Source organism: Adlercreutzia sp. ZJ138 (assembly GCF_011038935.1).
In the GTDB taxonomy this organism is placed as follows: Bacteria; Actinomycetota; Coriobacteriia; order Coriobacteriales; family Eggerthellaceae; genus ZJ141.
The window spans coordinates 16,917-42,367 of sequence record NZ_JAAKEA010000003.1; the positions used below are offsets into that span (position 1 = coordinate 16,917).

Annotated in this window: 23 protein-coding genes and 1 riboswitch; of the genes, 1 reads left to right on the top strand and 22 read right to left on the bottom strand. The window is 56.6% G+C overall.

Going from position 1 to position 25,451, the window contains the following annotated elements; genetic code table 11:
* Positions 1-15 precede the first annotated feature (15 nt).
* The 17 genes from G7Y43_RS01790 to G7Y43_RS01870 all read right to left on the bottom strand — a co-directional run bounded on the left by G7Y43_RS01790 (position 16) and on the right by G7Y43_RS01870 (position 17,852).
* Positions 16-702, bottom strand: a complete 687-nt coding sequence (locus tag G7Y43_RS01790) for a transaldolase family protein (RefSeq protein WP_165043460.1) — start codon at positions 700-702, stop codon at positions 16-18.
* Positions 703-1,041: 339 nt separating this feature from the next.
* Positions 1,042-1,416, bottom strand: coding sequence for a phosphoribosyl-AMP cyclohydrolase (gene hisI / locus G7Y43_RS01795; RefSeq protein ID WP_165043462.1), 375 nt, complete (start codon positions 1,414-1,416; stop codon positions 1,042-1,044).
* A gap of 112 nt (positions 1,417-1,528) precedes the next feature.
* Positions 1,529-2,293: an imidazole glycerol phosphate synthase subunit HisF gene (gene hisF, locus G7Y43_RS01800; RefSeq protein WP_165043464.1), complete on the bottom strand. Its 765-nt coding sequence runs from the start codon at positions 2,291-2,293 to the stop codon at positions 1,529-1,531.
* On the bottom strand, positions 2,287-3,030 hold the full coding sequence (hisA, locus tag G7Y43_RS01805; RefSeq protein ID WP_165043466.1) for a 1-(5-phosphoribosyl)-5-[(5-phosphoribosylamino)methylideneamino]imidazole-4-carboxamide isomerase: 744 nt from the start codon (positions 3,028-3,030) through the stop codon (positions 2,287-2,289). Before hisA ends, hisF begins: the two co-directional genes overlap by 7 nt.
* A gap of 5 nt (positions 3,031-3,035) precedes the next feature.
* Positions 3,036-3,695: an imidazole glycerol phosphate synthase subunit HisH gene (gene hisH / locus G7Y43_RS01810; RefSeq protein WP_165043468.1), complete on the bottom strand. Its 660-nt coding sequence runs from the start codon at positions 3,693-3,695 to the stop codon at positions 3,036-3,038.
* Between the two features lie 147 nt (positions 3,696-3,842).
* Positions 3,843-4,430 carry an imidazoleglycerol-phosphate dehydratase HisB gene (gene hisB, locus G7Y43_RS01815; RefSeq protein WP_165043470.1) on the bottom strand — a complete coding sequence of 196 codons (588 nt, stop codon included), beginning with the start codon at positions 4,428-4,430 and terminating at the stop codon, positions 3,843-3,845.
* On the bottom strand, positions 4,427-5,539 hold the full coding sequence (gene hisC, locus G7Y43_RS01820; protein WP_165043472.1) for a histidinol-phosphate transaminase: 1,113 nt from the start codon (positions 5,537-5,539) through the stop codon (positions 4,427-4,429). The genes hisB and hisC overlap by 4 nt, the downstream gene beginning before the upstream one ends.
* Before the next feature lie 3 nt (positions 5,540-5,542).
* Positions 5,543-6,868: a histidinol dehydrogenase gene (gene hisD, locus G7Y43_RS01825; protein WP_165043474.1), complete on the bottom strand. Its 1,326-nt coding sequence runs from the start codon at positions 6,866-6,868 to the stop codon at positions 5,543-5,545.
* 4 nt (positions 6,869-6,872) lie between these two features.
* Complete coding sequence (hisG, locus tag G7Y43_RS01830) at positions 6,873-8,588, bottom strand: ATP phosphoribosyltransferase (protein WP_241158106.1); 1,716 nt, start codon at positions 8,586-8,588, stop codon at positions 6,873-6,875.
* Between the two features lie 322 nt (positions 8,589-8,910).
* On the bottom strand, positions 8,911-10,416 hold the full coding sequence (locus G7Y43_RS01835; RefSeq protein ID WP_165043476.1) for a sodium:alanine symporter family protein: 1,506 nt from the start codon (positions 10,414-10,416) through the stop codon (positions 8,911-8,913).
* 81 nt (positions 10,417-10,497) lie between these two features.
* Entirely contained in the window at positions 10,498-12,075 is a 1,578-nt protein-coding gene (gene gatB, locus G7Y43_RS01840; protein ID WP_165043478.1) for an Asp-tRNA(Asn)/Glu-tRNA(Gln) amidotransferase subunit GatB, read from the bottom strand.
* Positions 12,072-13,616 (bottom strand): Asp-tRNA(Asn)/Glu-tRNA(Gln) amidotransferase subunit GatA, encoded by a 1,545-nt coding sequence (gene gatA, locus G7Y43_RS01845; RefSeq protein ID WP_165043480.1) that lies wholly within the window; start codon positions 13,614-13,616, stop codon positions 12,072-12,074. Before gatA ends, gatB begins: the two co-directional genes overlap by 4 nt.
* Positions 13,616-14,038: an Asp-tRNA(Asn)/Glu-tRNA(Gln) amidotransferase subunit GatC gene (gene gatC, locus G7Y43_RS01850; RefSeq protein WP_241158107.1), complete on the bottom strand. Its 423-nt coding sequence runs from the start codon at positions 14,036-14,038 to the stop codon at positions 13,616-13,618. Before gatC ends, gatA begins: the two co-directional genes overlap by 1 nt.
* A 170-nt stretch (positions 14,039-14,208) precedes the next feature.
* Positions 14,209-14,649, bottom strand: coding sequence for a PaaI family thioesterase (locus G7Y43_RS01855; RefSeq protein ID WP_165043482.1), 441 nt, complete (start codon positions 14,647-14,649; stop codon positions 14,209-14,211).
* A 37-nt stretch (positions 14,650-14,686) separates the two neighbouring features.
* A complete protein-coding gene (locus G7Y43_RS01860) occupies positions 14,687-15,835 on the bottom strand; it encodes an ATP-grasp domain-containing protein (protein WP_165043483.1) in 1,149 nt (382 codons plus the stop codon).
* A gap of 14 nt (positions 15,836-15,849) precedes the next feature.
* The gene (locus G7Y43_RS01865) at positions 15,850-17,028 is read right to left on the bottom strand and encodes a phosphoribosylaminoimidazolecarboxamide formyltransferase (protein WP_165043485.1); all 1,179 of its coding nucleotides are present in this window, start codon (positions 17,026-17,028) and stop codon (positions 15,850-15,852) included.
* 191 nt (positions 17,029-17,219) lie between these two features.
* The gene (locus G7Y43_RS01870) at positions 17,220-17,852 is read right to left on the bottom strand and encodes an IMP cyclohydrolase (protein ID WP_165043487.1); all 633 of its coding nucleotides are present in this window, start codon (positions 17,850-17,852) and stop codon (positions 17,220-17,222) included.
* 87 nt (positions 17,853-17,939) lie between these two features.
* Positions 17,940-18,025: riboswitch (ZMP/ZTP riboswitch) on the bottom strand.
* A 378-nt stretch (positions 18,026-18,403) separates the two neighbouring features.
* Here G7Y43_RS01870 and G7Y43_RS01875 point away from each other — a divergent pair.
* Positions 18,404-19,933 (top strand): aminotransferase class I/II-fold pyridoxal phosphate-dependent enzyme, encoded by a 1,530-nt coding sequence (locus G7Y43_RS01875; RefSeq protein ID WP_304518532.1) that lies wholly within the window; start codon positions 18,404-18,406, stop codon positions 19,931-19,933.
* Positions 19,934-19,962: 29 nt separating this feature from the next.
* Here the strand turns inward: G7Y43_RS01875 and G7Y43_RS01880 are convergent, their stop codons facing one another.
* From G7Y43_RS01880 to truA, 5 genes are all read right to left on the bottom strand, one after another.
* Positions 19,963-20,952, bottom strand: a complete 990-nt coding sequence (locus tag G7Y43_RS01880) for an XdhC family protein (RefSeq protein ID WP_165043490.1) — start codon at positions 20,950-20,952, stop codon at positions 19,963-19,965.
* 125 nt (positions 20,953-21,077) lie between these two features.
* Complete coding sequence (gene purN / locus G7Y43_RS01885) at positions 21,078-21,692, bottom strand: phosphoribosylglycinamide formyltransferase (RefSeq protein WP_165043492.1); 615 nt, start codon at positions 21,690-21,692, stop codon at positions 21,078-21,080.
* Entirely contained in the window at positions 21,676-22,764 is a 1,089-nt protein-coding gene (purM, locus tag G7Y43_RS01890; RefSeq protein WP_165043494.1) for a phosphoribosylformylglycinamidine cyclo-ligase, read from the bottom strand. Before purM ends, purN begins: the two co-directional genes overlap by 17 nt.
* 43 nt (positions 22,765-22,807) lie before the next feature.
* Positions 22,808-23,851 carry a class B sortase gene (gene srtB, locus G7Y43_RS01895; RefSeq protein ID WP_165043496.1) on the bottom strand — a complete coding sequence of 348 codons (1,044 nt, stop codon included), beginning with the start codon at positions 23,849-23,851 and terminating at the stop codon, positions 22,808-22,810.
* A gap of 655 nt (positions 23,852-24,506) precedes the next feature.
* Positions 24,507-25,451 carry a tRNA pseudouridine(38-40) synthase TruA gene (gene truA, locus G7Y43_RS01900; protein WP_241158108.1) on the bottom strand — a complete coding sequence of 315 codons (945 nt, stop codon included), beginning with the start codon at positions 25,449-25,451 and terminating at the stop codon, positions 24,507-24,509.

Sequence of the window (25,451 nt, forward strand, 5' to 3'; positions counted from 1 at the left end):
CCACGTCTGGACACTCTATGCGTTGAGCACCTTTTTCCAATCCTTCATAAAGGATTCGAGGCCACGGTCGGTCAGCGGATGCTGCACCATTTTCTTCAGCACGCCGAACGGCACAGTGGCAATGTCGGCCCCCATAAGCGCACATTGCGTCACGTGATTGGCGCTTCGCACTGATGCAGCGATGATCTCGATCTGCTCACCACGCACCGTGTTTGCGGTAAAATCGTAGTTTCCGATGGCCCCAACAATGCTTTCTACTTGATCGAGGCCGTCTTCAGAAATATCGTCAAAACGGCCAATGAAGGGGCTAATGTAGCGCGCGCCGGCACGGGCGGCCAACAGCGCCTGGGGAACACTGAAGCACAGCGTCATGTTCACGCGCACGCCTTGGTCGGCAAGCGCACGCGTAGCAGCTAAACCTTCGACCATGGTGGGAATTTTCACGACGATATTGGGAGCAATTTCTGCAAGCTCAAGACCATCACGTACGATCTCGTCACGCGTCATGGCGACCGATTCGGCAGATACTGGACAATCCGGCCCAACGATCTCGCAGATACGCTTCATGTGAGCATGGAAGTCTTCCAGCTTGCCGCCGATCTTGGCATACAGCGACGGATTGGTGGTAACGCCCGCAAGCGCACCCCAGCTTGCAGCTTCTTCGATCTCGTTCAGATCAGCGGTGTCCAGAAAGAACTTCACCTGTGGCCTCCTTGATGATTTCAGAAATCCACCCCACGGCGCACCGCAGCAGGGGCAACCCACCAATGACACTGTTCACCATGAAGCTGCACAGGGATTCGAGGATTGCGGCGCCATTTGTTCACGCGGGTAAAGCTGAATGTACGCGGGGGATTTGACTCGCTCATACTAACGCATCAAACGCAAGCGCGCAAGAACACAACCAAGCAATATGCACAACTGGCTACCAGGGAGTTGCCTGAAAGTTGGTTGGACGTTGACCGTAATCACAATTCGCACACCGTAAAGCAAGAGGGCGGCCGATTTTCACCAAAGCTGATTACAAGCTGCTCAAATGCGTTATCGCTTCACAGATTCTGTGGACATCTTCTTTTGCTCGTGCGGCAGGCTGCGGAAAAAGCAGGTACGCGCACCGGTATGGCAGGCGGGGCCGGCAGGTTTTACGATCGCCAGTAGACAATCAGCGTCGCAATCGTAACGTATGTCGACCACACGCTGCGTGTTTCCGCTGGTCGCTCCTTTGTGCCACAACTCTTTGCGACTGCGACTCCAAAACACCGTCTCACCACATTCAAGCGTGAGCGCCAAGCTTTCCCGACTCATCCACGCCATCATGAGCACCGTGCCATCATGTGTATCCTGCACGATGCAGGGAATAAGCCCTCGCTCATTGAAGATAAGTTCGTCGATGCGTTCGATATCGGGTATATCCATGCTCGATACTCCTTCTCTTGCAACCGATCGCGCCGATTTCCACGCAGACGAAACATGCTGTGGCTTTCGGTACGTGGCAGCCACCGCCAGCCCATACGTCACCTGTGTGTTGTTACAGGCGCACGGGAATGCCTTGCTTGGCCATGTATTCTTTCACCTGACGAACGGACAACTCGCCGAAATGGAACACACTCGCGGCCAGTACGGCATCAGCTTCGCCGTCGATAATACCCTCGGCAAAGTGTTCGATGTTGCCGACGCCACCGCTCGCAATAACGGGAATATCGACCGCACGTGCCACCGCGCGAGTAAGCGCACAATCGAAACCGTCGCGACTGCCATCTCGGTCCATACTGGTGAGCAAGATTTCGCCCGCACCGCGCTTGGCAGCCTCACGCGCCCATTCGATGACGTCGATGCCGGTCGCGGTGCGCCCACCGGAAACATAAACCTCCCACTTATTGAACCCGCCACGCACCTTCTTCGCATCAATGGCAACCAGTATCGCCTGCGTACCAAACGCACGTGCTGCTTCCGAGATGAGCTTGGGGTTTTTCACAGCAGCAGAGTTCACCGACACCTTGTCGGCACCTGCCGCTATCATGGTTCGGATGTCGGCCACACTGCGAAACCCCCCGCCCACACAATACGGCAGATGCAGCTGCTCGCTTGCACGGCTGGCTAAATCTACCGTAGTAGCGCGATCGTCACTGGTGGCACAAATGTCGAGAAAGATAACTTCGTCGGCTTTCTGTAAGTCATAGGCACGAGCCAACTCGATAGGATCACCCGCATCACGCAGGTTCACGAAGTTCACGCCCTTCACCACACGACCGTCTTTGCAGTCCATGCAGGGGATTACTCGTTTAGTTAGCATCTTGTTCCTTCCGCCGCCATGCACGCCGCGACGCCTTCCTCCACCGTAAGCGAGCCTTCGTAGATGGCGCGTCCGGCAATAACGCCCTCAATGGCGTGCGCCGCTGGGGCAAGCGAACGAATATCATCGACGCTTGCAACGCCACCTGAGGCAACCACAGGGTACCCGAATGCCTCATACATCGCCACGTACGCCTGCGGATCAAGCCCGGTGCGCATGCCATCACGGGCAATGTCGGTGTACACCAGGTGCCGATAACCTTCATCTGCCATGCGACGGGCCAGTTCGAGCGCTGAGATGCCCGACCCTTCACACCAACCCGAAACCGCCACGTCGCCGCCTTTCGCGTCGATGCCCGCCACGAGCGCATCGCCACCAAACTCGCGTACCGCCTCACGGGCGAACGCCAGATCGCGCACGAGCGCCGTACCTAAGACCACACGCGTAACCCCCGCTTGCACAAGCCGTTCGATGGCAGCCATACTGCGCACGCCGCCACCAACCTCCACGTTTAAGTTGGTCTCCTTCAAAATACGTTCGATAACTTCCACGTTGTCAGGGGTACCCGACCGCGCGCCGTCAAGATCAACCACGTGAAGCCATGTGGCACCTTGACCGGCAAACGCACGCGCCTGCGACACAGGATCATCGTTATATACCGTCACAGCGTTGTAGTCGCCTTTCGCCAAGCGAACAGCTTTGCCGTCTAAGATGTCGATTGCAGGAAGCAGGAACATGACAATCACGCCTCTTTCACGATGCGGACGAAGTTACGCAGCACGCATGCGCCCGCATCTGAGCTCTTTTCGGGATGAAACTGCACGCCGAACGCGACGTCGCGATAGCGCACCACCGACGGGATAGCTATACTGTGCGAAGCGATGGCTACCGTGGCCTCGGTAGCTGGCGCGGCGTAGCTGTGCGTGAAGTAAAAGTACTCGCCGGGCTTCACGTCCGTAAGCAGCGCACAATCGAAATCGCTGCCACGCACCGGCTCGATGGAGTTCCATCCCACATGCGGGATCTTGTAGTTGCGACCGTCTTCACCCACGCGCGGCATGGCGTCGACCACGCCAGGAAGTATACCCAAACCGCGGTGTACACCACCCGATGTATCACCAGGATGCGTTTCTGTTCCTTCCTCGAACATGAGATGCATGCCTAAGCAAATGCCCAAAAAGGGTACGCCCGCCAGCACGCGCTCACGCACCACTTCCATCTGGCCCAAGCTTTCCATAGTTGAAGCCGCATCGGCAAACGCCCCCACACCGGGCAAGACAATGCCGTGCGCCGCCCCGATGACGTCGGGATTATCGGTTATACGAGCGTCAGCGCCCGCAGCTACCAGACCACGCTCGACGCTTTTCAGATTTCCCTTCTTGTAATCAACGACAGCTATCACGTTATTCCTCTCATAGCACACGGCACATAACCTACGACCGCAAACTCTACCCAGCCCGCCACGCAGCTCCTATAGCAGTGACTCGTATGACAATCTGCACCCACGCGGCCTTACAGCGTGCTCTCATCGGCGCATCCCATGCGGCTCCTACAATGCACCTTTCGTACTGGGCAGCACTCCTTCGATGCGCGAGTCGATAGCACACGCCTGCGCCATGGCGCGCGCGACAGCCTTGAACGCCGCCTCGATAATGTGATGTGCGTTTTCACCCGCAAAGCTGCGAACATGCAGCGTTACGCCAGCATTCGTTGCGAACGCAATGAAGAACTCCTTGGCAAGCGAGGTGTCGAACGACCCCAACATGCCCGACGGCACATCAAGTGCCCAATGCAGTTGGCCGCGGCCCGATATGTCGACAGCAGCCATCACACACACCTCATCCATAGGCAGAATGATAGAGCCGAAGCGCGTGATGCCGCGCTTGTCGCCGAGCGCACAGGAAAACAATTGCCCTAACACGATGCCCGCATCTTCCACCGTGTGGTGAGCGTCAACCTGTAAATCGCCTATCACCTGCGCGTCTAAGTCGAACAAGCCATGGCGCGCAAAGGCGGTAAGCATGTGATCGAAAAAACCCACACCTGTGTTCACGTTCGATGCACCCGATCCATCGAGGGAAAGACGCATGCGAATATCGGTTTCCTTCGTCGTACGAGTCAGTTCAGCAGTCCTCATACTCGTCTCCTTGCCTGCCGCGTGAGCATGAACGTCTTCAACTCGCGCACAAACGCGTCATTTTGCTCGGGAGTTCCCATGCTCACTCGTAAGCAGCCTTCAAGCATCGGTGAATGTGAGAAATCACGAACGAGAATCCCTTTGCCATAGAGCACCTGCCACGCCTCGGCAGCCGCTTCGCTCGCAGGGCTACCATCGTCATTAAGCAAACGCACTAAAATGTAGTTCGAATCGGACGGGTACGCCTTTACACCGGGTACGACGCGCAGAGCAACCTGCATGCGCTCGCGCTCGGCGATGAGCATTTGAATACCTGGCTCAAACTTCGCACGATTCGCGTACACCACCCGCGCGATAGCCTGTGACACCGCATCGACCGAATAGGGCTGGCGCACCTTAACCAGTTCGCGGATAACCTGCGCATCCCCCAACACGTAACCTATGCGGACACCTGCCAGGCAAAACGCTTTCGAGAATGTGCGCAGAATAACAAGGTTGCGATGCCGCTCCAAATGCATGCGCACCGTACGACGCGAAAACTCGAAGTACGCCTCGTCGGCAACCACCAGTGCGTCGGTCGATTCGAGCAACTGCGCGATGAATTCTTCGCGAGCCAGCCGACCGGTAGGGTTGTTTGGCGTGGTAACGACCACATAATCAATGTCGCCGCGCGCCACACGATCGAGCACTGCTTGCTCGTCGATGGAGAAGTCGGCGGCACGCGGGATGTCTACGACTTCAGTGCCCACAAGCCGCGCATTCGCGGCGTACACTGAAAACGTGGGCGGCAAGTTGATCATCGTACGGTGCGGCCCGCCCCACGCGAGTGCAATATCAAACAAAAGCTCATCGCCGCCGTTACCCAACAGCACCTGCTCGCGATCAAGCCCGTTCGCCTCGGCAATGAGATCACGCAGATCGTTGGCCAACGGATCGGGATAGCGATTGAAGGGGACGCGCTTCACCTCGCGCATGATGTCGTGCAAAAGGTCGTGATCGAGGGAAAGCGGACTTTCGTTCGCCGACATCATGGCACGCGCCGGCAGATATTTCGGATCGTAGGGCACCAATCCCGAAAGCTGCGGCGCCGATTCTCGAACCCTGTCCATAACCTATTCGCCGCCTTTAAACGAGTTTCCGAAGATGTCGCCGGTTTCTGCTAAGTTCTTCCGCAACTCGACGCTGCGTGCATGGGCCCACAGCCCCTCATGCGTGGCGATGGCAACCACGTCGGCGCCATCGTTTAGAATCGCCTCCGGTGTGTACTGAATAATGCTCGACTTCTTCACGAAATCATTGGTGGAAAGCGGACTGGAATAACGTGCGGTACCGCCTGTGGGAAGTGTGTGGTTAGGACCGGCAATGTAGTCGCCAATAGCCTCGGCCGTCCATTCGCCCAAGAAGATGGCACCAGCGTTGCGGATACTGCCGAGCAGCCCCATGGCACCGGCGACGTGTAGTTCCAAATGCTCGGGCGCAATGACGTTTACCACCTGCACCGCCTGCTTCATGTCGTTGCACACGACGATAAGTCCCTTGTCGCGCAAGCTCGCCGTAGTGATGTCGGCACGAGTAGTGTCTTTCATGTGCTCTTCGATGGCCCGTTCAACCCTGGTTGCGTACGCCTCGCTGAACGTAACCAAATAACACGCCGCCAGCGGATCGTGCTCGGCCTGAGCCATAAGATCGATGGCTACCATGCGCGGGTCGGCGGACTCGTCGGCCACCACGCACACTTCGGAAGGACCCGCGATCATATCGATACCAACGTCGCCCGACACCAGCTTTTTCGCCGCCGCCACAAACGCATTACCTGGACCGGTGATCTTACATACCGGCTCGATCGATTCGGTGCCATACGCCAGCGCGGCGATAGCCTGCGCACCACCCACGCTGTAGATTTCCGTGACACCAGCCAACCGGCATGCTTCGAGCACGCCAGCATCAAGCTCGCCAGTCTTGGTGGGTGGCGTGACACACACGATGCGTTTCACGCCGGCAACCGCTGCAGGCAACGCGTTCATCAGTACCGATGAAGGATACAGCGCTCGACCGCCCGGCACGTAGATACCCACGGAGTCAAGCGGGGTCACCTGCGCACCCACGATGGCACCGTCCGCACGCGACGCAAACCAGCTCTGCTCAACCTGACGAGCATGGAACTCGCGGATCTGCTTCGCGGCATGTGCGAGCGCTTTCACCGTCTGCCCAGGCAGGCGGTTTGCGGCAGACATCACCTGTTCAGCAGGTACGCGGAAGTCGCTCATACGCACGCCGTCGAACTTCTCCGTCAGGTCGCGCAGGGCAGCATCACCTCTGGTTCGCACGTCCTCGATGATGGTAGTGGCCGCCGCAAGCGCGTTCGCGTTGAACGCACCCGTCCGATCGATCTGCGAGCTTTCAAACCGCTCGCCCGGTTGCAGCACAACTCGGCGCATATTGTTACTTCCCTTCTCCGCCAGCAATGACGGTCGTGTTCCATTTCCCCGCGTCTACACCGGCTTGCAGCTTAGAAGCAAGCTGCGCGACACGTGCATCGGTGCGAAACGCGCTCACGTTCGCGAAGAAACGCGCGGTTGACGAAAGCACCTCGTCGGTGATGACCAGGTTGTTTTCCCGCAGTGTGGTGCCTGTTGCTGTAATGTCGACAATACATTCAGCCATACCCGTGAGCGGGGCGAGTTCAATGTTGCCGTGAAGCTTCACGATTTCCACCTGCGTACCGCGCCGCGCGAAATGCGCCGCCGTGATACGCGGGTACTTCGTAGCTACGCGCAGCGACCCCAACCTGCGGTAATGCTCGGCGTTGGCCTCGGCTGCACCAGCTGGCTCAGCCACAATGAAACGACACGCACCGAACTTGAGGTCGACTAACTCCACAATATCCGGATCAGTTTCCAACAGCGAATCCTCGCCGCAAATGCCGCAGTCAGCAGCACCCGACTCCACAAATGCCGGTGCGTCAGACGGGCGCACGATTACGTACTCGACGCCCGGATTGCGAATGATCAGTTGACGCCCCGGGTTGTCAAGCCCCGTCACATCAAGCCCACAGGCCTCAAGACACGCAACAGCATCGGCGTGAAGCGAGCCCTTCGGCACAGCGATGCGCAGTGGGCGTTCTTCACGTACGACATCGTTGCGCTCACAGCACGAAGCCAGTGCGTTTTCCAGATAGAATGCAAACCCTGCGGCAGGACGGCTCTCGCCATAGGCACCGAGCGTGCTGTCGTAGCGACCACCGCCGCCCAGGGGGGTGCCGAGCACTGGTGCATACGCCTTGAAGATGATGCCCGTATAGTAGTCAAACGAGCTCATCACCGAGAAATCAACCAACACGCGATCGGCCAAGCCTGCTGCGTCAAGCGCGTCGAGCACGCCCTCTAAGCTAACAAGGCCGCCTTCGCAACCAAGGGGACGCACCAAGTCACGCACGCGGGAAATAGCCTCACGCCCACCCCGAATGCGGGGAAGCTCGCGGATGGCGTTGGCGAACACCGGGGAAGCACCCGACGCTGATGCCACCGATTCGACCGTCAATGCGTCGAGATCAACAAAGTTCGATGCGTGATACGCCGCAAGTACATCGTCTTTCCACTGTGCGGTAGCTGATGTGGCCGCCAGCAGTGCCTGCAGCACACCCACCGTCGCGATAGCAATGCGATAATCGCCCACTCCTACCGCCTCGAGCGATTCAGCCAGAAGCTCAACGGCTTCAGCATCGGCCGCTACGCCCGCCTCGCCGATAAGTTCGACGCCGAGCTGTGTGGTTTCGCGGGCCTCAGCCTGCATCTGCCCTTCTGCTTCACGGAACACACGTTGAGTGTAGCGGAAACGGAAGGGACCAGGCTGTCCCGCAAGCCGCGTTGCACACATGCGCGCAACCTGCAACGTGACGTCAGGTCGCATGGCGAGCAAGTCGCCCCGAGAGTCGAAGAATTTGAACGGTGTACCGGGCAGACGCCCCCCCGACCGCATGACGTCCATAATCTCAAGCGTGGGGGTCTCAATGGGGGCATATCCCCGACTGGCGAGCAGCTGCTGCACATCACGTGTCGCCCGCTCACGAAGAAGCGCCTCGTCAACCAGCACATCACGAAAACCCGACGGAGTCACGTAATTCATATCGCGCGTTTCCTTACTTTGCATGGTTTCCATCCGCATGTCCTGTTCCAAATTTTGATATTTTAGCGGCTCTATCTCATCCGCATGTTAGAGAAGTCGCATCGCCACAAACTGAACGCGAAGCACACGCATGTATGACACGAATGCATACGTATCGTGTTACATCCAGCGCCGCACAGTGTCTCACTCTATGTCTAAGCGCAGAATCCCTCTTGCAGAGCCTTACTCTATCACAGTAGAGTAATAAAGCAACAAGAAACAGAAAAACGCCGGGAAGGGAACTCTTTTGCCCCCTTTCCGGCGTTTGAGCTATCTTCGCGATTCGTTCAAACCATACACGAAGCAAAATGAAACGCTACTCGCCTGCTTCCAGCACTTCTTCGACATACTCAACCACGGGCTGCTCGCCAACATGTTCAAGCTCAGCTTCCGGCACGTGCCAGCATTCGGTGGCGGGCAATCCCGGAATCGTTGATGCTACAAACACCGGATCTTTTCCGGCCTTGCGCTGCTCCTCGTAGTCCTTCAGGATGGCGATCGCCCACTTACCTAAAAGGAGGATGGCGATCAAGTTTACAATAGCCATGAATCCCATGAAGATATCAGCTAAGTTCCATGCCAGATCAAAACTCATGACCGCACCAAAGTAGATGACAACGAGGCATACAACACGGAACACCAGCAGTGCAGGCTTGTTCTTCGTAATAAACTTGAAGTTGCTCTCGGCATAGAAATAGTTACCAATAAGGCTGGAGAACGCAAATGCGAACACCGCAAACGTAATGAAGTGGATGCCAATAGCGCCGATGGAGTTGTTCACAGCCATCTGTACCAGCGGCATACCATTAAGTTCGGTTGCGGCAGCAGGATCCTGCACGTAGAACACCATAACCATCATGGCCGAACACGTGCAGATGAGCAATGTGTCAATGTACACCGACAAGCTCTGCACCAAGCCCTGCTTGGCTGGATGCGACACGCTAGCCGTAGCAGCGGCGTTCGGAGCCGAGCCCATGCCGGCCTCGTTCGAGTACAGGCCGCGCTTGATACCGAGCATGACTACCGATCCAGCGAAACCACCGGCAACGCTTTGGAAATCGAACGCCGAGGCGAAAATGGTGCCGAACACGACGGGTAGCCAGCTGATGTTCGCGAGGGTGGTCCATACGGCAAGAATAATGTAGGCAATCGCCATGACAGGCACGATAACCGACGTGATGACCGAAATGCGCTTCGCGCCACCGAAAATAACGAGCGCTGTCAGCACCGCAAGGGCAACACCTGAGAACACCGCAGCACCGTTGGTCAGATAGTCGGGGAAGTAGTACTCAAGCGTCGAAGTGGCATTGTATGACTGTAAGCCGTTGAAACCAAAAGCGAAGCACAATATGAGCAGTACTGAGAACAGCACGCCAGCCCAGCGCTTACCCAGCGCTTGCTCGATGTAGTACGCCGGACCACCACGGAACTCACCTTCCTCGCCGCGTACCTTCCACGTCTGCGCGAGCGTAGACTCAACGAACGCCGACGCAGATCCGATAATAGACATGAGCCACATCCAGAATACGGCACCCGGACCACCCGTGGCAATAGCTGTTGCCACACCGGCGATGTTGCCTGTGCCCACGCGCGAGGCGGTAGATACCATGAGCGCCTGGAACGACGAGGTGGAGCGCTCACCTTCCACGTGCTTTTTCTCCGTGAGCTGCGTGAACATGTCTTTAATGAAGCGGATTTGCACACCGCGAGTACGAATGGTGAAGTAAATGCCCACAAATACGAGCAGCGCCACCAGAATATAGGTGTACATAAAGCCGTCGATTTCGCCCGTCACATCAACGAGCATTTGGTTCCAATCCATGAAACCCTCCTTGTCCTTCCCTCCCCGTTTGTTACCCTACCACGAGGCCGCCCTTACCCGATGGCGGCCTCGACAGTTACCTTATTCGGCAAGCTTGCGCGCAAGCACCTGGTTGATAAGCTTCGGGTTACCTTGACCACGCATGGCTTTCATACACTGGCCCACGAAAAAGCCGATGATCTTGGTGTTGCCCCCCTTGTAGCTGGCAACCTCGTTGGGGTTGGCGGCGAGTACCTCCTCAACCACAGCCTCGATGGCACCAGCGTCGGACACCTGCTTCATACCGCGCTCTTCCACAACGACGTCGGGATCCTTGTCTTCTTCGAGCACAGCCGCGAACACTTCTTTCGCCTGCTTGGAGGATATCGCATCAGATACCAGCAGCTTCGCGAGACCGACGGCGCGCACAGGCGTCAACGGCGAATTCGTCACGTTGAAGCCCTCATGCGCGTTCACATACGCCGAAACGTCGTTGATGACCAGATTCGCAACCGGCTTCGCCAGTATGGCCGCCTCGGAGCCAGCTGCTGTCATGCACGACTCGAAGAACACCGACATATGCGCATCTGCTGCCAACTGCCGCGCATCGTACGCCGATAGACCATAGGCGCTCTCAAAACGTGTCGCTTTCTGGTCAGGCAGTTCGGGTAGCTTGGCGCGCACGTTGTCAATAAACTCGTCAGACAGATCAAACGGCACCATGTCAGGTTCGGGGAACAGGCGATAGTCATCGGCGGTTTCCTTCACGCGCATGACGATGGTCCGCTTCGTCGACGGGTCCCAGTGACGCGTTTCCTGGTAGATCTGGCCGCCTTCTTCTAGCACCTCGGCTTGACGACAAATCTCGTATGCCAGTCCGTCGTGAAGGTTCTTGAAGCTGTTCATGTTCTTGAGTTCGGTCTTCACACCGAATTTCTCGGTTCCGCGGCGGCGCAGCGAAACGTTGCCGTCGCAGCGCAAGCTTCCTTCTTCCATGGAGCAGTCGGAAATGCCAATGGCCAGGTAAATCTGACGCAACTTCTGCATGAACAAGCGCGCTTCCTCAGGTGTGCGAAGGTCGGGCTCGGTAACCAGCTCGATCAGCGGTGTGCCTGCGCGGTTGTAGTCCACGAGCGAATGCGTAGCGCCCGCGATGCGACCTTCGCCGCCGCCGATGTGCACCATCTTACCCGCGTCCTCTTCCATGTGGATGCGCGTGATGCCCACATGCGCGGTGTATCCGTCGTCGGTGCGCGTGATGTTGTCGCAGGATTCACCCACGGCAAGGTCGTTTAAGCGGTAGCGCTCGCGAGCAGCTGCGCCATCGACGGCAAGATCCAAGTGACCGCGCATACAGAACGCAACCGGACCTTGAGTGGTCTGGAAGTTCTTCGACATGTCGGGATACATGTAACCTTTGCGGTAGAACATCGAACGTTTTTCGATATCGCAATTCGTGGCCAAACCTGCCAACACGATGGATTCAATGGCCGCCTTATTTGGCACGGGAAGAGCACCAGGCAACCCCAAGCACACCGGGCAGGTGTGCGTATTCGGCTCGGCACCAAACTCTAGCTTACAGCCACAGAACATCTTTGTGGTAAGCGTGGTTAGTTCGGCATGAATCTCAAGGCCGATGACCGCCTCCCACGTCTCGAACACCTCTTCGAGCTTTTTCATCGCGCACCACCTGCCTTTTCAACCTTTTCGGCCTGCAGCTGACCGTCGCCTTCTGTGTCACCTTCCGCAAATGCTGGTGCCACCGGAGCACGCCCGTACGCAAGCTCGAGTGCCGCCGCAGCGCGTAGCATATTTTCGTCTTTGAACTGCGGAGATATGAGTTGAACACCAATGGGCAAGCCGGTGTCGGCGCCCAATCCTACCGGCATACTCATGCCGCCATTACCCGCAATATTAATGGATATGGTGAACATATCAGACAGGTGCATTTCGGTGGGATCCGATATTTCACCGAACTTGAATGCAGTACGCGGTGCCACCGGCGCCAAAATGACGTCACATTTCTCGTACGCTTCCGCATAATCGCGCGTGATGAGGGTGCGTACCTTTTGTGCCGCGTAGTAGTATTTCTCGTACACGCCAGAAGAAAGCAGGTAGCTTCCCAACATAATGCGGCGCTTCGCTTCCACGCCAAAGCCTGCGGCGCGGCTAGCTTCGTACTGCGCTCCGAGATCCTTGCTGTTTCCATCGCAGTAACCGTAGCGTACCGAATCGAAGCGAGCAAGGTTACTGAAAGCCTCGCACGGGCCAAGCACATAATAGGCACTCATGGCCGCTTGCGCGTGCGGCAGGTCGATCTCAACGATGTCGGCGCCCGCATCGCGCAGAGCACCAATAACTTCCTCGGTCTTCGCCTTCACCTCGGCCGTTAAACCGCGTGCCTCCATAAATGCGGGTACCACACCAATGCGCATGCCGCGTACCCCTTCGGCGAGGTTCGCCGTGAAGTCGGTGGTGATGTCCTGACTGGTGCAGTCGAGCGGATCGCGGCCAGAGAGCGCGTTTAAGGCAAGCGCCGCATCTTCGACGCTTCGTGCGAACGGGCCCACCTGGTCGAGCGAACTGCCGAATGCCACCACGCCATAGCGCGAAACTACGCCGTAGGTAGGCTTCACCGCCACCACGCCGCAGAAGCTGCCCGGCTGACGAATCGAACCACCCGTGTCAGACCCCAACGTGATGGTTGCCAAACCGGCAGCAACCGACGCCGCGCTTCCACCAGACGAACCACCGGGAACGCGCTCGAGATCCCACGGGTTGCACGTGCGGCCAAATGCGCTCGTTTCCGTTGACGAACCAAACGCGAACTCGTCCATGTTCAGCTTACCTAAGGGAATACCACCCGCATCAATAATATTTTGCACGCATGTTGCCGTATAGGGAGACACATAGCCTTCCAACATGCGCGACGAACACGTGGTGTGTGTGCCTATAAGGTTCATGTTGTCCTTGAAAGCAACCGGCACGCCCGCCAGCGGGCCGCATGACGCAAGGTCGTTTGCTGCCACTGCCGCATCAATGCGCGCGGTAGCCTCGTACGCCAGCGCTTCGGTGGTTTCCAGAAATGCATGCACTTTGGCATCGTTTGCTTCGATACGCGCAAACGACTGTTCGGCAATCTCGCGAGCGCTGAACTGCTTTGTGGCAAGGCCAGCCTGTAATTCACGCACGCCCATGGATGCGAAGGAGGTCTGCGTCATTACCGATCGCCCCCTTCACCAAGAATCGAGGGGATTAAGAAGCAGCCATCTTGCTGCTTCGGCGCATTCGCCAGCGCCTCTTGCTGAGTAAAGCCGGTCGTTTCCACATCGTCACGCATGACGTTCACAAGGCCCCCGATGGGATGAAATGTGGGTTCAACACCCTCAAGATCGTACTCTAGTATGGGGCTAAGGCTTTCGATGATGGCGTTGAGGTCAGCTGTCATCTGCGTCACCTCGCCATCGTCGAGACCGATGCGCGCGTACTCGGCGATATCGCGCACCTGACGCTCGGAAAGATGCTGGGCCATAGGTTCTGCTTTCTCTCTATCGAATGCCGCCGCGCCTGTAAGCGCATTGAAGCGGCGTAGACGTAACTTGCCTATGATAGCAGAACCAGCCCACAAAAGCTTGCCCAGCATGAATGCGCTCGGGAGTTATCCCCATTCAGTCTTCTTCAAGAAGAGGCTGCCTTCTTTCCGAAACAACCAGAAAAGCATTGTGGGTCCGCAACAATGCAGACCCACAATGCTTTTCTTCTCGGTGCCGCTCTGCCAAAAATACAATGTACGCCCAGTGTGCGACATTGTGCCTATTCTTTTGCTTGTACCTCCGAGGCGGCTTCGTGTTCGGCTTGTCGCTGCTCAAGGTAAGCTTTTGACACTACTTTTGTCATGATGACGCCACCCGACATAATGTCGCCCTCATCGTCATACGCAGCCACGTTCCAGAATTGCTTCGTGCCACCTCGACAAGGCTCTTCATGGTCGAGCTCAGCTACGCCCAACACATCACCATCGCGGCCGCTCTTATGATGGCGCACTTCGACCGTCACGCCGAATGGAAGCTCGGTGTCTGGATCGGCACGCAACTCCGCAGCGCGACTAGCCACAGTTTCCAACAACGAGATAGTGGCTCCCCCATGCAGAAAACCGTACGGCTGACGCCATTCATCGGTGATAGAGAACACCGCTTCTGTGCAGTCGGGTTCTTCTTTCGTGAAACGAATGCCCATAGTCTCAACGAGCGGCATCGCGACCCTTTCCCTTCTGTTTTACCTTCCCGAGTTTCTAGCCTACAAATTCACGCAGATCAACATGCAACAAATAGTCCAGCTCACCAGCTGTTTCCTCATTGGTTTCAAGGAACACAAACGCGTACGACCCCGTTTTCGCACCATCAAACTCAAGTACCCGCAGCGGATGACTAAAGTGCGCCATCAAACCCGCCAAATCGAACGGTTCATAGCCGCTGCATCCGTCCGGCACGCCCAACAACGACATGCAGTACGTCTTACCACGGCGCGACTCGAAGATGCGCGGGAAGCTGGGGGCTTCACCATCCAGAAACGCCTGATACGTGCGATATCCGTACGCATACCAGGCAATATCGGTGCCAGAGAGCCCCGCAAAGCGAAGTGGGTTGAACTCAATGGGACTCACGTGGCCATCCTTCACGCGCACCTCGACATGCATGGGGAAGTTGCGCGCTCCCACCACTTCGTTCACGCGGGCAAGCCATGCCAAAAACATCGGTGCTGTCTCTTCAATGATAGAAGGCGAGGTCACATACATGCGGTCACTCGTATCTTCTGAGCTGGCGAAGTCGTGGCGCAGCACATTCACCAGATGTGGCGCGCCGTCTTCATCGTAGTACGCATCGAGCGCGTACTCTTGTCCGTCTAAATAGCCTTCCAGCACGAACTCGTTTACACCCACCACGCTTTCTGGGTAGCGTTGTTGCCACACCGAAGCATTCTCGGCGATGTCAGCGAGTGCCACCTCCCAATCAGCGCGGCTGCTTACCACGTGCACGCCCATGCTACAAAAACCCACGCTCGGCTTCAGCACAAACGGCACAGGTAGCGTATCGAAATCAAGCGCTCGCAGCTCATCAACGGAGCACTTACGGAAGAATAGCTGCGGATCCAGCTCTGCGAGCGCGCGTCGCGTAGCGGCTTTATCCTTGAACAGGGCAACAGGTGCATTTACCGGAGCATCCGGCGCATGCTCAGCAATCCATGCGAGCGCGTTTTCCGAGTTAGTATACACGCGCTCGCCGGCAGTCAAACGGCGGATTGCTTCTGTCTCATCCACCAGATTGAGCGTGCGTTCGCCGGCAATCGACCGAACAAACGCATTGCCCAGCACCGGGTGCTGCGACTCGGCACACCAATCAAGCAGCACATCAGATGCGTAAGGGGCTTCGAGTATGATCATGAAGAGCCACCCTATCAGTGATGGAACAAGCGCATACCGGTAAAGGCGATAACCATGCCGTACTTGTTGGCGGTTTCGATAACGTTGTCGTCGCGAATGGAGCCACCCGGCTCTGCAACGTAAGCCACACCGCTCTTACGAGCACGCTCGATGTTATCACCAAACGGGAAGAATGCGTCGGAGCCCACCGATACATCGGTCTGCGTAGCAACCCATGCCTGCTTCTCTTCGCGCGTCAGCGGCTCGGGCTTTACCTTGAATACCTGCTGCCATTCGCCCTCACGCAGCACATCCTCGTACTCGTCGGAAATGTATACGTCAATGGCGTTGTCGCGATTCGGCCGACGTATGCCGTCGACAAACTGCAGTCCGAGGACTTTCGGATGCTGGCGCAAATACCACGTGTCGGCCTTGTTGCCAGCAAGACGTGTGCAATGGATACGACTCTGTTGGCCCGCACCCACGCCAATAGCCTGACCATCTTTCACGTAGCACACAGAGTTCGACTGCGTATATTTCAGCGTGATGAGCGCCACCACCAGATCGATCTTGGCGGATTCAGGCAGCTCCTTGTTCTCGGTTACCAGATTTCCCAGCAGGTCGGCATCAATGCGGAAGTTGTTGTGTCCCTGCTCAAAAGTGATACCGAACACATCTTTGCACTCCTGCTCGGCCGGCACGTAGTTCGGATCGATGCGAACCACGTTGTACTTACCCGACTTCTTAGTCTTCAGGATTTCGAGCGCCTCGTCGGTGTAGCCCGGTGCGATAATACCGTCCGACACCTCAGCCTTCAGGTAACGTGCGGTATCAGCGTCGCACACATCGGAAAGTGCTGCCCAGTCGCCGTACGAGCACAGACGATCGGCACCACGCGCGCGAATGTACGCACAGGCGATGGGGCTGAGCGGAGCATCATCTTCAACGAAATAGATCTGACGGTCGACATCGGATAACGGCAAACCAACTGCCGCGCCCGCCGGACTCACGTGCTTAAACGACGCAGCCGCAGGCAGACCCGTCGCCTCCTTCAACTCGCGCACCAGCTGCCACGAATTGAAGGCGTCTAAGAAGTTGATATAGCCAGGCTTGCCATTCAACACCTCAACGGGCAGGTCGGACCCGTCCTTCATAAAGATGCGCGACGGCTTCTGGTTTGGGTTGCACCCGTACTTGAGTTCCAGTTCGTTCATGGGTTCTCCTTTGTTGTTGCGGCTCACTGAGGTGTGGCATAGGATGATACTCCGTGCTCACACAATCCTCGCTTGGTGGAAATGTCCACAGGACATTTCCAGTCGCTGCGGAACTGCGCGCGGAGCACCATCCTATGCCACACCGCGCATTTCCTCAAACGAGATAACGTATAGTTGGTATTTCCGTAAGGTTAATCTCCCAGATTCTTGTTATACAGCGTCACAACGCCATTCACGTTGGCATAGAGGCTTACTTTGTTGTCGGCGTTCAGGGCAGCCCACACCTCATCAGCCTCGGGCAGCTTGACGAGCACCGGCTCGCCTGCGAACGTGGGCAGCGGATTGCCGTCGCCCTGATACGTGCTGATGAAGTAGCCGCATCCTTCGTCCACTCCTTCGTAGGCGAAGAACTCGCGAACGCAACGGCCGCCCTCGTGCTTTAAGATGGACAACTCAAACGTGCCGTCAGGGTTGATGATAGCGCTAATGCGCGGGGTGAAGTTGGGTGCGTCGGGTTCGTACTCGCGTGCCATGCAGCCATCGCGGAAACTACCCACTTCCACGATCGTGTCGGTCTGGTCGCCATTGGTAACCACGAGCGCGTCACCCATAGCGCGCACCGGATGGTAGATGATCAGACTCGGATCAGCCAAAAGCGCAGGGTCGTGTGCTTCGGTGCGAATACCGTCCTCGGTTTCCACGAACACGCGGTTACGGCTGTTCACGCTGCGACCCATAATGAAGTAGTACACGCGATCGGCGCCAACAACGATACCACGCCCAGGATACGGGTTTCCTCGAAGAATGTCGGCTAGGTTTTCCATGCTCGGTCTTCCTTCCTCACGATACGTCGCTGATACGGCTCTTAGCAGGTCTGCCCATGAAAAAGGCAAGCCTCCCTGAGAGCGGGTTCAGCTTGCCCAGACGGTCGGCATGTATGATGCGCACCACTCCCCCGTGGTCGTCCACGATGATTCCGTCAGTCGCAGCGCGCCGCTTGCACGCGTGCAGTGTAGCACATTCGGCGTCAAACAGCGGAGGCAAGCTGCTGATAAGGCGGCGAATGTCACGAAGGTCACGAAGGTCAACGGTTCAAATGCTGATCAAATGTTGACTCGACCGAATTCCTGCAAAAATGAACTATTTTCAAGAATTGAACTTTTTCTCAAACCCACATGCTATGATTCTTCAAACGTTGAACTTCTAGGCAAACATTGAACTATCAACGAAAAGTAATTGAACTTGACGGAGGTAACCGATGACAACATCATCGTTCTCAGACCGGCTTCGCCAGGCAATGGATGCCCGCGGACTTCGCCAAGCTGACATAGTACACAGAGCAGAGCGAAGCGGCGTGAAGTTGGGAAAGAGTCACATGAGCCAGTACGTCAGTGGCAAAACCGTTCCACGTGCCGACACCATGGCCTTTCTCGCACGAACGCTTGACGTAACCCCCGAATGGCTCACTACTGGTACCGTCACCACGAACGATGCACCTGACAGCAAAACAGCCGACACGTCCGCCGCAAGTACGAGCACAGAAGCGCTGTTGTGCTCGAACACCGAAATGCCCGCTCGTACAAGCGAAAACGCAGATACGAAAGCACACGCCAATAACGACACGTCCGCTCGCCGAGCAGGAACAACATCCAGCAATAACGACAACACCCTCACAGCAAGGAGCACAACCATGCGCGAATTCAAGAAGTCATCGAAGCTCAACGACGTTCTTTACGACGTTCGCGGCCCCGCACTCGACGAAGCACACCGCATGGAGAAAGCCGGCGCGCACATTTTGAAACTCAACATTGGAAACCCCGCCCCATTCGGTTTTCGCACACCCGACGAAGTGGTGTACGACATGGCAAGCCAGCTGACCGACTGCGAAGGCTATTCCGACTCTAAAGGCCTGTTCAGCGCCCGCAAAGCTATCATGCAGTACGCACAGCTAAAACACATTCCCAATGTGGGCATGGATGACATCTACACAGGCAATGGTGCAAGCGAACTGATTAACCTGTGTATGTCGGCGCTACTGAACGACGGTGACGAGATTCTTATCCCCTCCCCCGACTACCCGCTGTGGACGGCCTCGGCCACGCTCGCCGGCGGCAAGGTGGTGCATTACCTGTGTGACGAGCAGTCGGAATGGTATCCCGACCTGCAAGACATCCGTAGTAAAGTAACCGACCGCACCAAAGCCATCGTCATCATCAATCCCAATAATCCCACCGGTGCGTTGTACCCACGCGAAGTACTGCAGGGCATTGTAGACATTGCCCGTGAGCATCAGCTAATCATTTTCTCCGATGAAATCTACGATCGATTGGTCATGGATGGCCTCGAGCATGTATCTATTGCTTCAATGGCACCCGATTTGTTCTGCGTGACGTTCAGTGGCCTGTCGAAGTCGCACATGATCGCCGGCTACCGCATCGGCTGGATGATCCTCTCGGGAAACAAGCGCGTAGCGCGCGACTACATCGAAGGCATCGACATGCTGTCGAACATGCGCCTGTGCTCGAACGTTCCCGCGCAGTCCATCGTGCAGACCGCACTCGGTGGGCACCAGAGCGTAAACGACTACATTGTTCCTGGTGGACGTGTATATGAGCAGCGCGAATTCGTATACAACGCCTTAAAGAGCATTCCCGGTGTGAGCGTGGTGAAGCCGAAAGCCGCATTCTATATCTTCCCCAAACTCGATGTGAAGAAGTTCAACATCACCGACGACGAACGGTTTGCGTTTGACTTACTGCACGACAAGAAGATCCTCATCACGAAGGGTACCGGGTTCAATTGGCACGAACCCGATCACTTCCGCATCGTGTACCTGCCGCGCATCGAGGTGTTAAGCGAAGCAATGACAGACCTCGCCGACTTCCTGTCGTACTATCGGCAGTAGCGGCAGTAGCGTATGACGGCGCGCGAGATCTACCGGCCGAGACTGGCTTCGTGGCGATCGCGCGCCTCTTTGCTGTAGCGTTGACGGTAGCGCACGTCAACCAATTCGGCCACGATGGAAATAGCCAGTTCGGCAGGGGTTTTCGCGCCAAACTTCAACCCGATGGGCCGCTTGATACGTAGCCACCCTTCTTCCGTGCCACCCTTAGCAAGAACCAGATCGTGCACACGCTCGTTCTTGCCCGCACAACCCATCATACCCACGTAACTGACCTGATGCTTGAGCGCCCACACACACGCTTCAGGGTCGAACATGTGTCCACGCGTGAGCACACACACGTAATCGGCAGAATCGGCGGCATAATCGTCAAGCGTGTCGAACGTACCTCCAGGAAGCAGAATACGCCGCGCTAACGGAAAGCGCGTCTCGTTCAGGTACGCCGGATCGTAATCAACCACCGTCACCGCAAAGCCCACATGATCAGCAAGCGCCGCAACCTCACTCGATGCATCGGAGGCACCCAGCAACCACACGCGAACCTGGTCGAACAGCGCCACACTTGCCCAGGTGAGTCCCTCGAACTGATCGTTGTGCATTGACGGGCCGCGCGTTACATCTTTCATCTGGAACTTGTCGCGCTCGGAGTACGCGCGCGAGGCTACAATTGCCTTCGCGTCGTTGCAGAAGAACACAAGTGGTTCGCCATCCGCCGATCCCACGTCGCCGTATTTCTTCGTAACCTCATTGTCGACGTTTTCCTGCGCCTGCGTATCGTCGTAAACAAGCTTGAACCCGAGCCACGCGAGATCGCCCTCGTCCATAGCTCGCAACGCCCGCTGAAACGTCGGAATGTCCACCTGTGTGAGACTCTTAGCCAAGCGTTCGATACAAGCAGTACTCAGGTGCTCCTTACCTGCCAGCGCCTCATCGGAAAAGCACGGGAAATCAGCTGGATCGAAATGCGGGGTGCACCCTGCCCGAAGATCGGCGATAACACCTTCGAGAACTTCCCTTTTCATAGCGAGTTCCTTCCCTTTCGTGCATCCCTAGATGACTTATTTCATGTACCTCACAAAGCGAACACACGTCAGCGAGAGGACCGCAGCGTCGAGCAACTCCGCCTGCCCCGTTAGGGCAGACGGAACTAAAAGATGTGAACGATGCGGTTGTCGTCCATAGTCATGCGCCCTTCGGCAATGGCGCGCAGTACCTGGGGATACAGCGCATGCTCAACCTCATGAATGGCTGCCTCCAGATCGTCAATCGACCAACCTTCGCGCACTTCAACCGCTCGCTGAGCTACAATGGGGCCTTTATCGTAGTCCTCGTTTGCGAGATGAACCGTCACGCCTGTCACCTTCACGCCCGCTGCATACGCATCGGCAATAGCATGCGCCCCTTTAAACGACGGCAGCAGTGCTGGATGCAGGTTAAGCACGCGGTCAGGAAACGCACTCAGCATCACCGGCGTAAGCTTGCGCATGTAGCCTGCCATCACCACGTACTCAACACCCGCTTCCTTCATCTCCCGCGCGATGCGCTCGTCAGCAGCATGTGCATCGGCATACACCTCGCGGTTGAGCGCCGTGCAGGAAAGGCCCGCTGCCTTCGCGCGCTCGATACCGTATGCATCAGGACGCGACGACACCACATGCACGATCTCAACAGGCAAGGCGTCCTTTGCAATGGCGTCGATGATGGCTTGTAGGTTCGTACCGCTACCCGAAAGCAGTACACCGATCTTAAGCCTGGAATCCATACAGCCCCCCAGCATTTGCGTAACGCACCTTGCCTTCACCAGCCACAATGCGGCCCACACGATAGAACGTTTCGTTTTGCCGCGCGAGTGCCGCCTCAACATCTGTTACCTTGTTAGGATCGCAGATAAAGATCATTCCCGTGCCCATATTGAAGGTCTTCAGTGCTTCCTCATCGGTTAGTCCAGCCGCCGCGCAAGCATAATGAACAATAGGAGGAACAGGCCACGACCCAAGGCAGACCTCAGCATCCACATTGTCCGGAAGCGCACGGTTTAGGTTCTCGGTGATGCCGCCGCCGGTGATGTGCGCCAGGGCGCGAATGCCGCCCGGAACCTCTTGCATGACCGAACGAACAGGTTTCACGTAAATGCGCGTGGGGATAAGCAGCGCATCAGCCACGCTCATACCGCCAAGTTCGTCGCACGGAGCTGTCTGCTCATCGAAGGTCTTACCATCAAGACACACACGACGCGCCAACGAATAGCCGTTTGAATGCAATCCGGTCGATGGTAGCGCAATGAGAACATCGCCCTCGCGCACACTGAGCGGATCGAGCATTTTCGGGCGATCGACAATACCCACGCAGAAACCCGATAGATCATAATCATCCGGGTCCATCACGCCAGGATGCTCAGCCATTTCGCCACCAATCAGCGCACAGCCCGACTGTCGGCAACCTTCACCGATGCCGCCAACAATCTGCGCCATAGCTTCCGCCTTCAGCTTGCCAACCGCCACGTAGTCGAGGAAGAACAGTGGCTCGGCTCCTGTTGCCAGAATGTCGTTTACACACATGGCAACTAAATCGATACCTACGGTGTCGTGTTTACCTAAAAGCTGGGCGACTTTCAGCTTCGTTCCCACACCATCGGTGCCGCTTACCAGAAGCGGATCGGCCATGTCCTTCGCCGCAGCAATGCTGAACAAGCCACCAAAGCCGCCGATGTCGCCCACTACTTCAGGCCGATACGTACTATGCACCGTATCCTTAATGGCGTCGACCGCACGAGCACCCTCAACAATGTCGACGCCCGCCTGAGCATAGGTCATGCCCTGCTGGTTTTTTGTCATGTCCTTCTCGCTTTCCCTGGTTTTATCGGCGTATCGTACGCGCTTACGCCGCCACATCCTGCGCAGCCCCCGATATAGCCTCTTCATCGGCGGCACTTACCGCGTCTGCTGCATTGATGTCCTCTGCATTGCCATACGCATTCTGATCAGTTGCAACAGTACTCTCCGTCACATAGGCGAACAGTACCCAACGTCCGTTGCTTGCAAGATTGTCGCACGTGGAGAGCGTGAACGCCTTCTTCATATCGGACGCCTCAACAATATCGTCAGCTGAAACCACCGACCGGTCTATCTTGTCCTGAAGGTAGCGCTCGAATTCGTCCGGCGACGAAAACTCCGTCTGTGCCAACGGCTCGGTTCCCGAACAATGAACAAGCGAACACGTGAGCAGACGATAGTTTCCCTGCGGCGTAAGAATGTAGACCGTTCGAGACGCGTCAAACGCACCTTGATCCTCGAGGCCAGCGATGTCGGAGAACATAGACCCGTCGTTCATGTTGTGCCCATACACCACGTTGTTATCATCGGAGAAGTCGGCTGCGTTCTCGGCGGAAAGGAAGATGCAGCCGAACACGGCAAGCCATCCTTCCGAGCCCGTGAAATCGTGTGTAAGGTAGTAGTCATTATCTGAGCGATGCACGATAGGATAGTTGATGTTAGTGTTGGGAATGTAGATCCAACCCACCACGTCGGGATTGATCGCACGCAGCGCATCCCAGTCAACCTGTAAGTCAGATAACGACATCGCCGCCACATCGCTCGGTGGCATGAAGCCCTCGTTTGCGATGTCGTTGTAGGTCTGCCGACCCTGCCAATAGCTGAAAAGAATGGTGCCCAGCGCCAGTAAGGAAACCAGCAGCACAACAAGCGCCAGCACAATCACCACGCGCAGTACTTTCGAACCGCGCTTTTTCTGAGGGGGCATACTCATACCGCCACCCGATACAGTGGCAGGCATCATACCAGAAGCGGACTTCCGAGCAGCGCTGCCGTAATTCGCTCTGCCGTATTGCGAAGCGTCCATGTTTAGGTTTTGGCGCACAGGGCGGGCGAAATTTTGCGAATTCTGATGAGAACGGTTGTCCATCGCTACCTTTCAACATGCACACGTTGCGCTCAGTGCGGCTTTTCAAAACGAAACTATCATAGCAAACGCCCCCAAAGCGGGGGCGCGAGCCTGCAAAATCGCACGAACCGCCATACGGGCGGAGGATCAGTTTGCGTTGACTGACTGGTTCGCCAACCGGCCGGTCAATTCGCCAACTGGCTATTTCTTCATTTCCTCAAAGAAACCCTTTGCAATAAACGCAACAATAACGAGAACGATAATGGCAACGACTATCCAAACCGCCATCATGGGCACCTGAAAACCGAAAAGAGTCATGGTAATCTCCCCTTTTTTACGTACCTAATTACACATCAACTGTGAATCTATCATAAATTTCCTGGTGCAGGGTATCGCAAGCGTGAAATTTATGCAAGCGTGCCACCGACAATTGTCGGCAAAGGTAACCTTTCCGAAATAGTTTTAGGCAAAGCGCGATGCACAGACAGCGGTAAGGTGTCCGTTTTCATCCTGAAAAAGACACAAACGACCATCGCGACTCTCGTATACGCTGCTGAACAAAGCGGGTTGGCCTGATGCACTTGACGCGCTTTCGGTATTCGAAGCAGCCACGTTGCGATCTGCCGATGCCGCGCTCCTGTTACCCGCTGCATCTCGCGCGCTGGCGACAGCGACTCTATTTGTAGCTGACATGCCAGAACACCAGACCTTGCGCGGGCGCATTCTCTCCCGCCGCTGAACGATCGCGTGCCGCAAGCACACGCTTAACCCATTCTGGTTCTCGCTGTCCACGCCCCACCGCAACAAGCGTGCCTACAATCGTGCGCACCATGGAATGTAGGAACGCGTTTCCCACTACCGTGATACAAAGACAGCGCTCCCCCATGATCAACTCTTCGGAAAACGAGATCTTGTTCACGTTACGGCACGTCGGTTTACCAACTGCCGAAGCAGCGAGACAGAAACTCTTGAAATCGTGCTCGCCAATAAGACAACGCGATGCGAGTTCCATTGCGCGCACATCGAGCCCCTTCGGCTGATGCCAGCAGAAGTCGCGCATGAATAGCGGTTTCGTCTCATCAAGGCAGATAAAGTAGCGATACTCGCGGCAGATGGCGTCGAAACGGGCGGAAAATCCCGGTTCGCGAAGGGCAACCGACCTTACCGTAATGTCATCATGCACGAGCGCATTTAATGACCTACACAGGCTATTGAACGTTCGATCACGCAGTTCACCGGCAAGAAGATCGAAACTCACCACCTGCCCGCGGGCGTGCACACCCGCATCGGTGCGCCCCGCGCACGTTGTTTCCACCTTGCGACGAAAGAGCGTTTGCAGCGTCGATTCCAGCTCACCTTGCACGGTAAGCTGGCCCGGCTGCCGCGCGAACCCACAAAATGCTGCACCTTTATAGGCGACAGTCAGGGACAGCGTTATTACCTGCTCTTCTGGCGATACCGCGTCGCTCTGTAGCGCCTTGTCCACATCCGTCACATCATGCGCGTGTCGTGCCGCATCAGCCGCCGCCGCGCCAGCGCCAGCACCACCCGCACTGCCACCAACACCAGCGCTGCCCATACAGTCGCCAGCGTCCACGCAAGCCTTCCCGTTAACTACCAT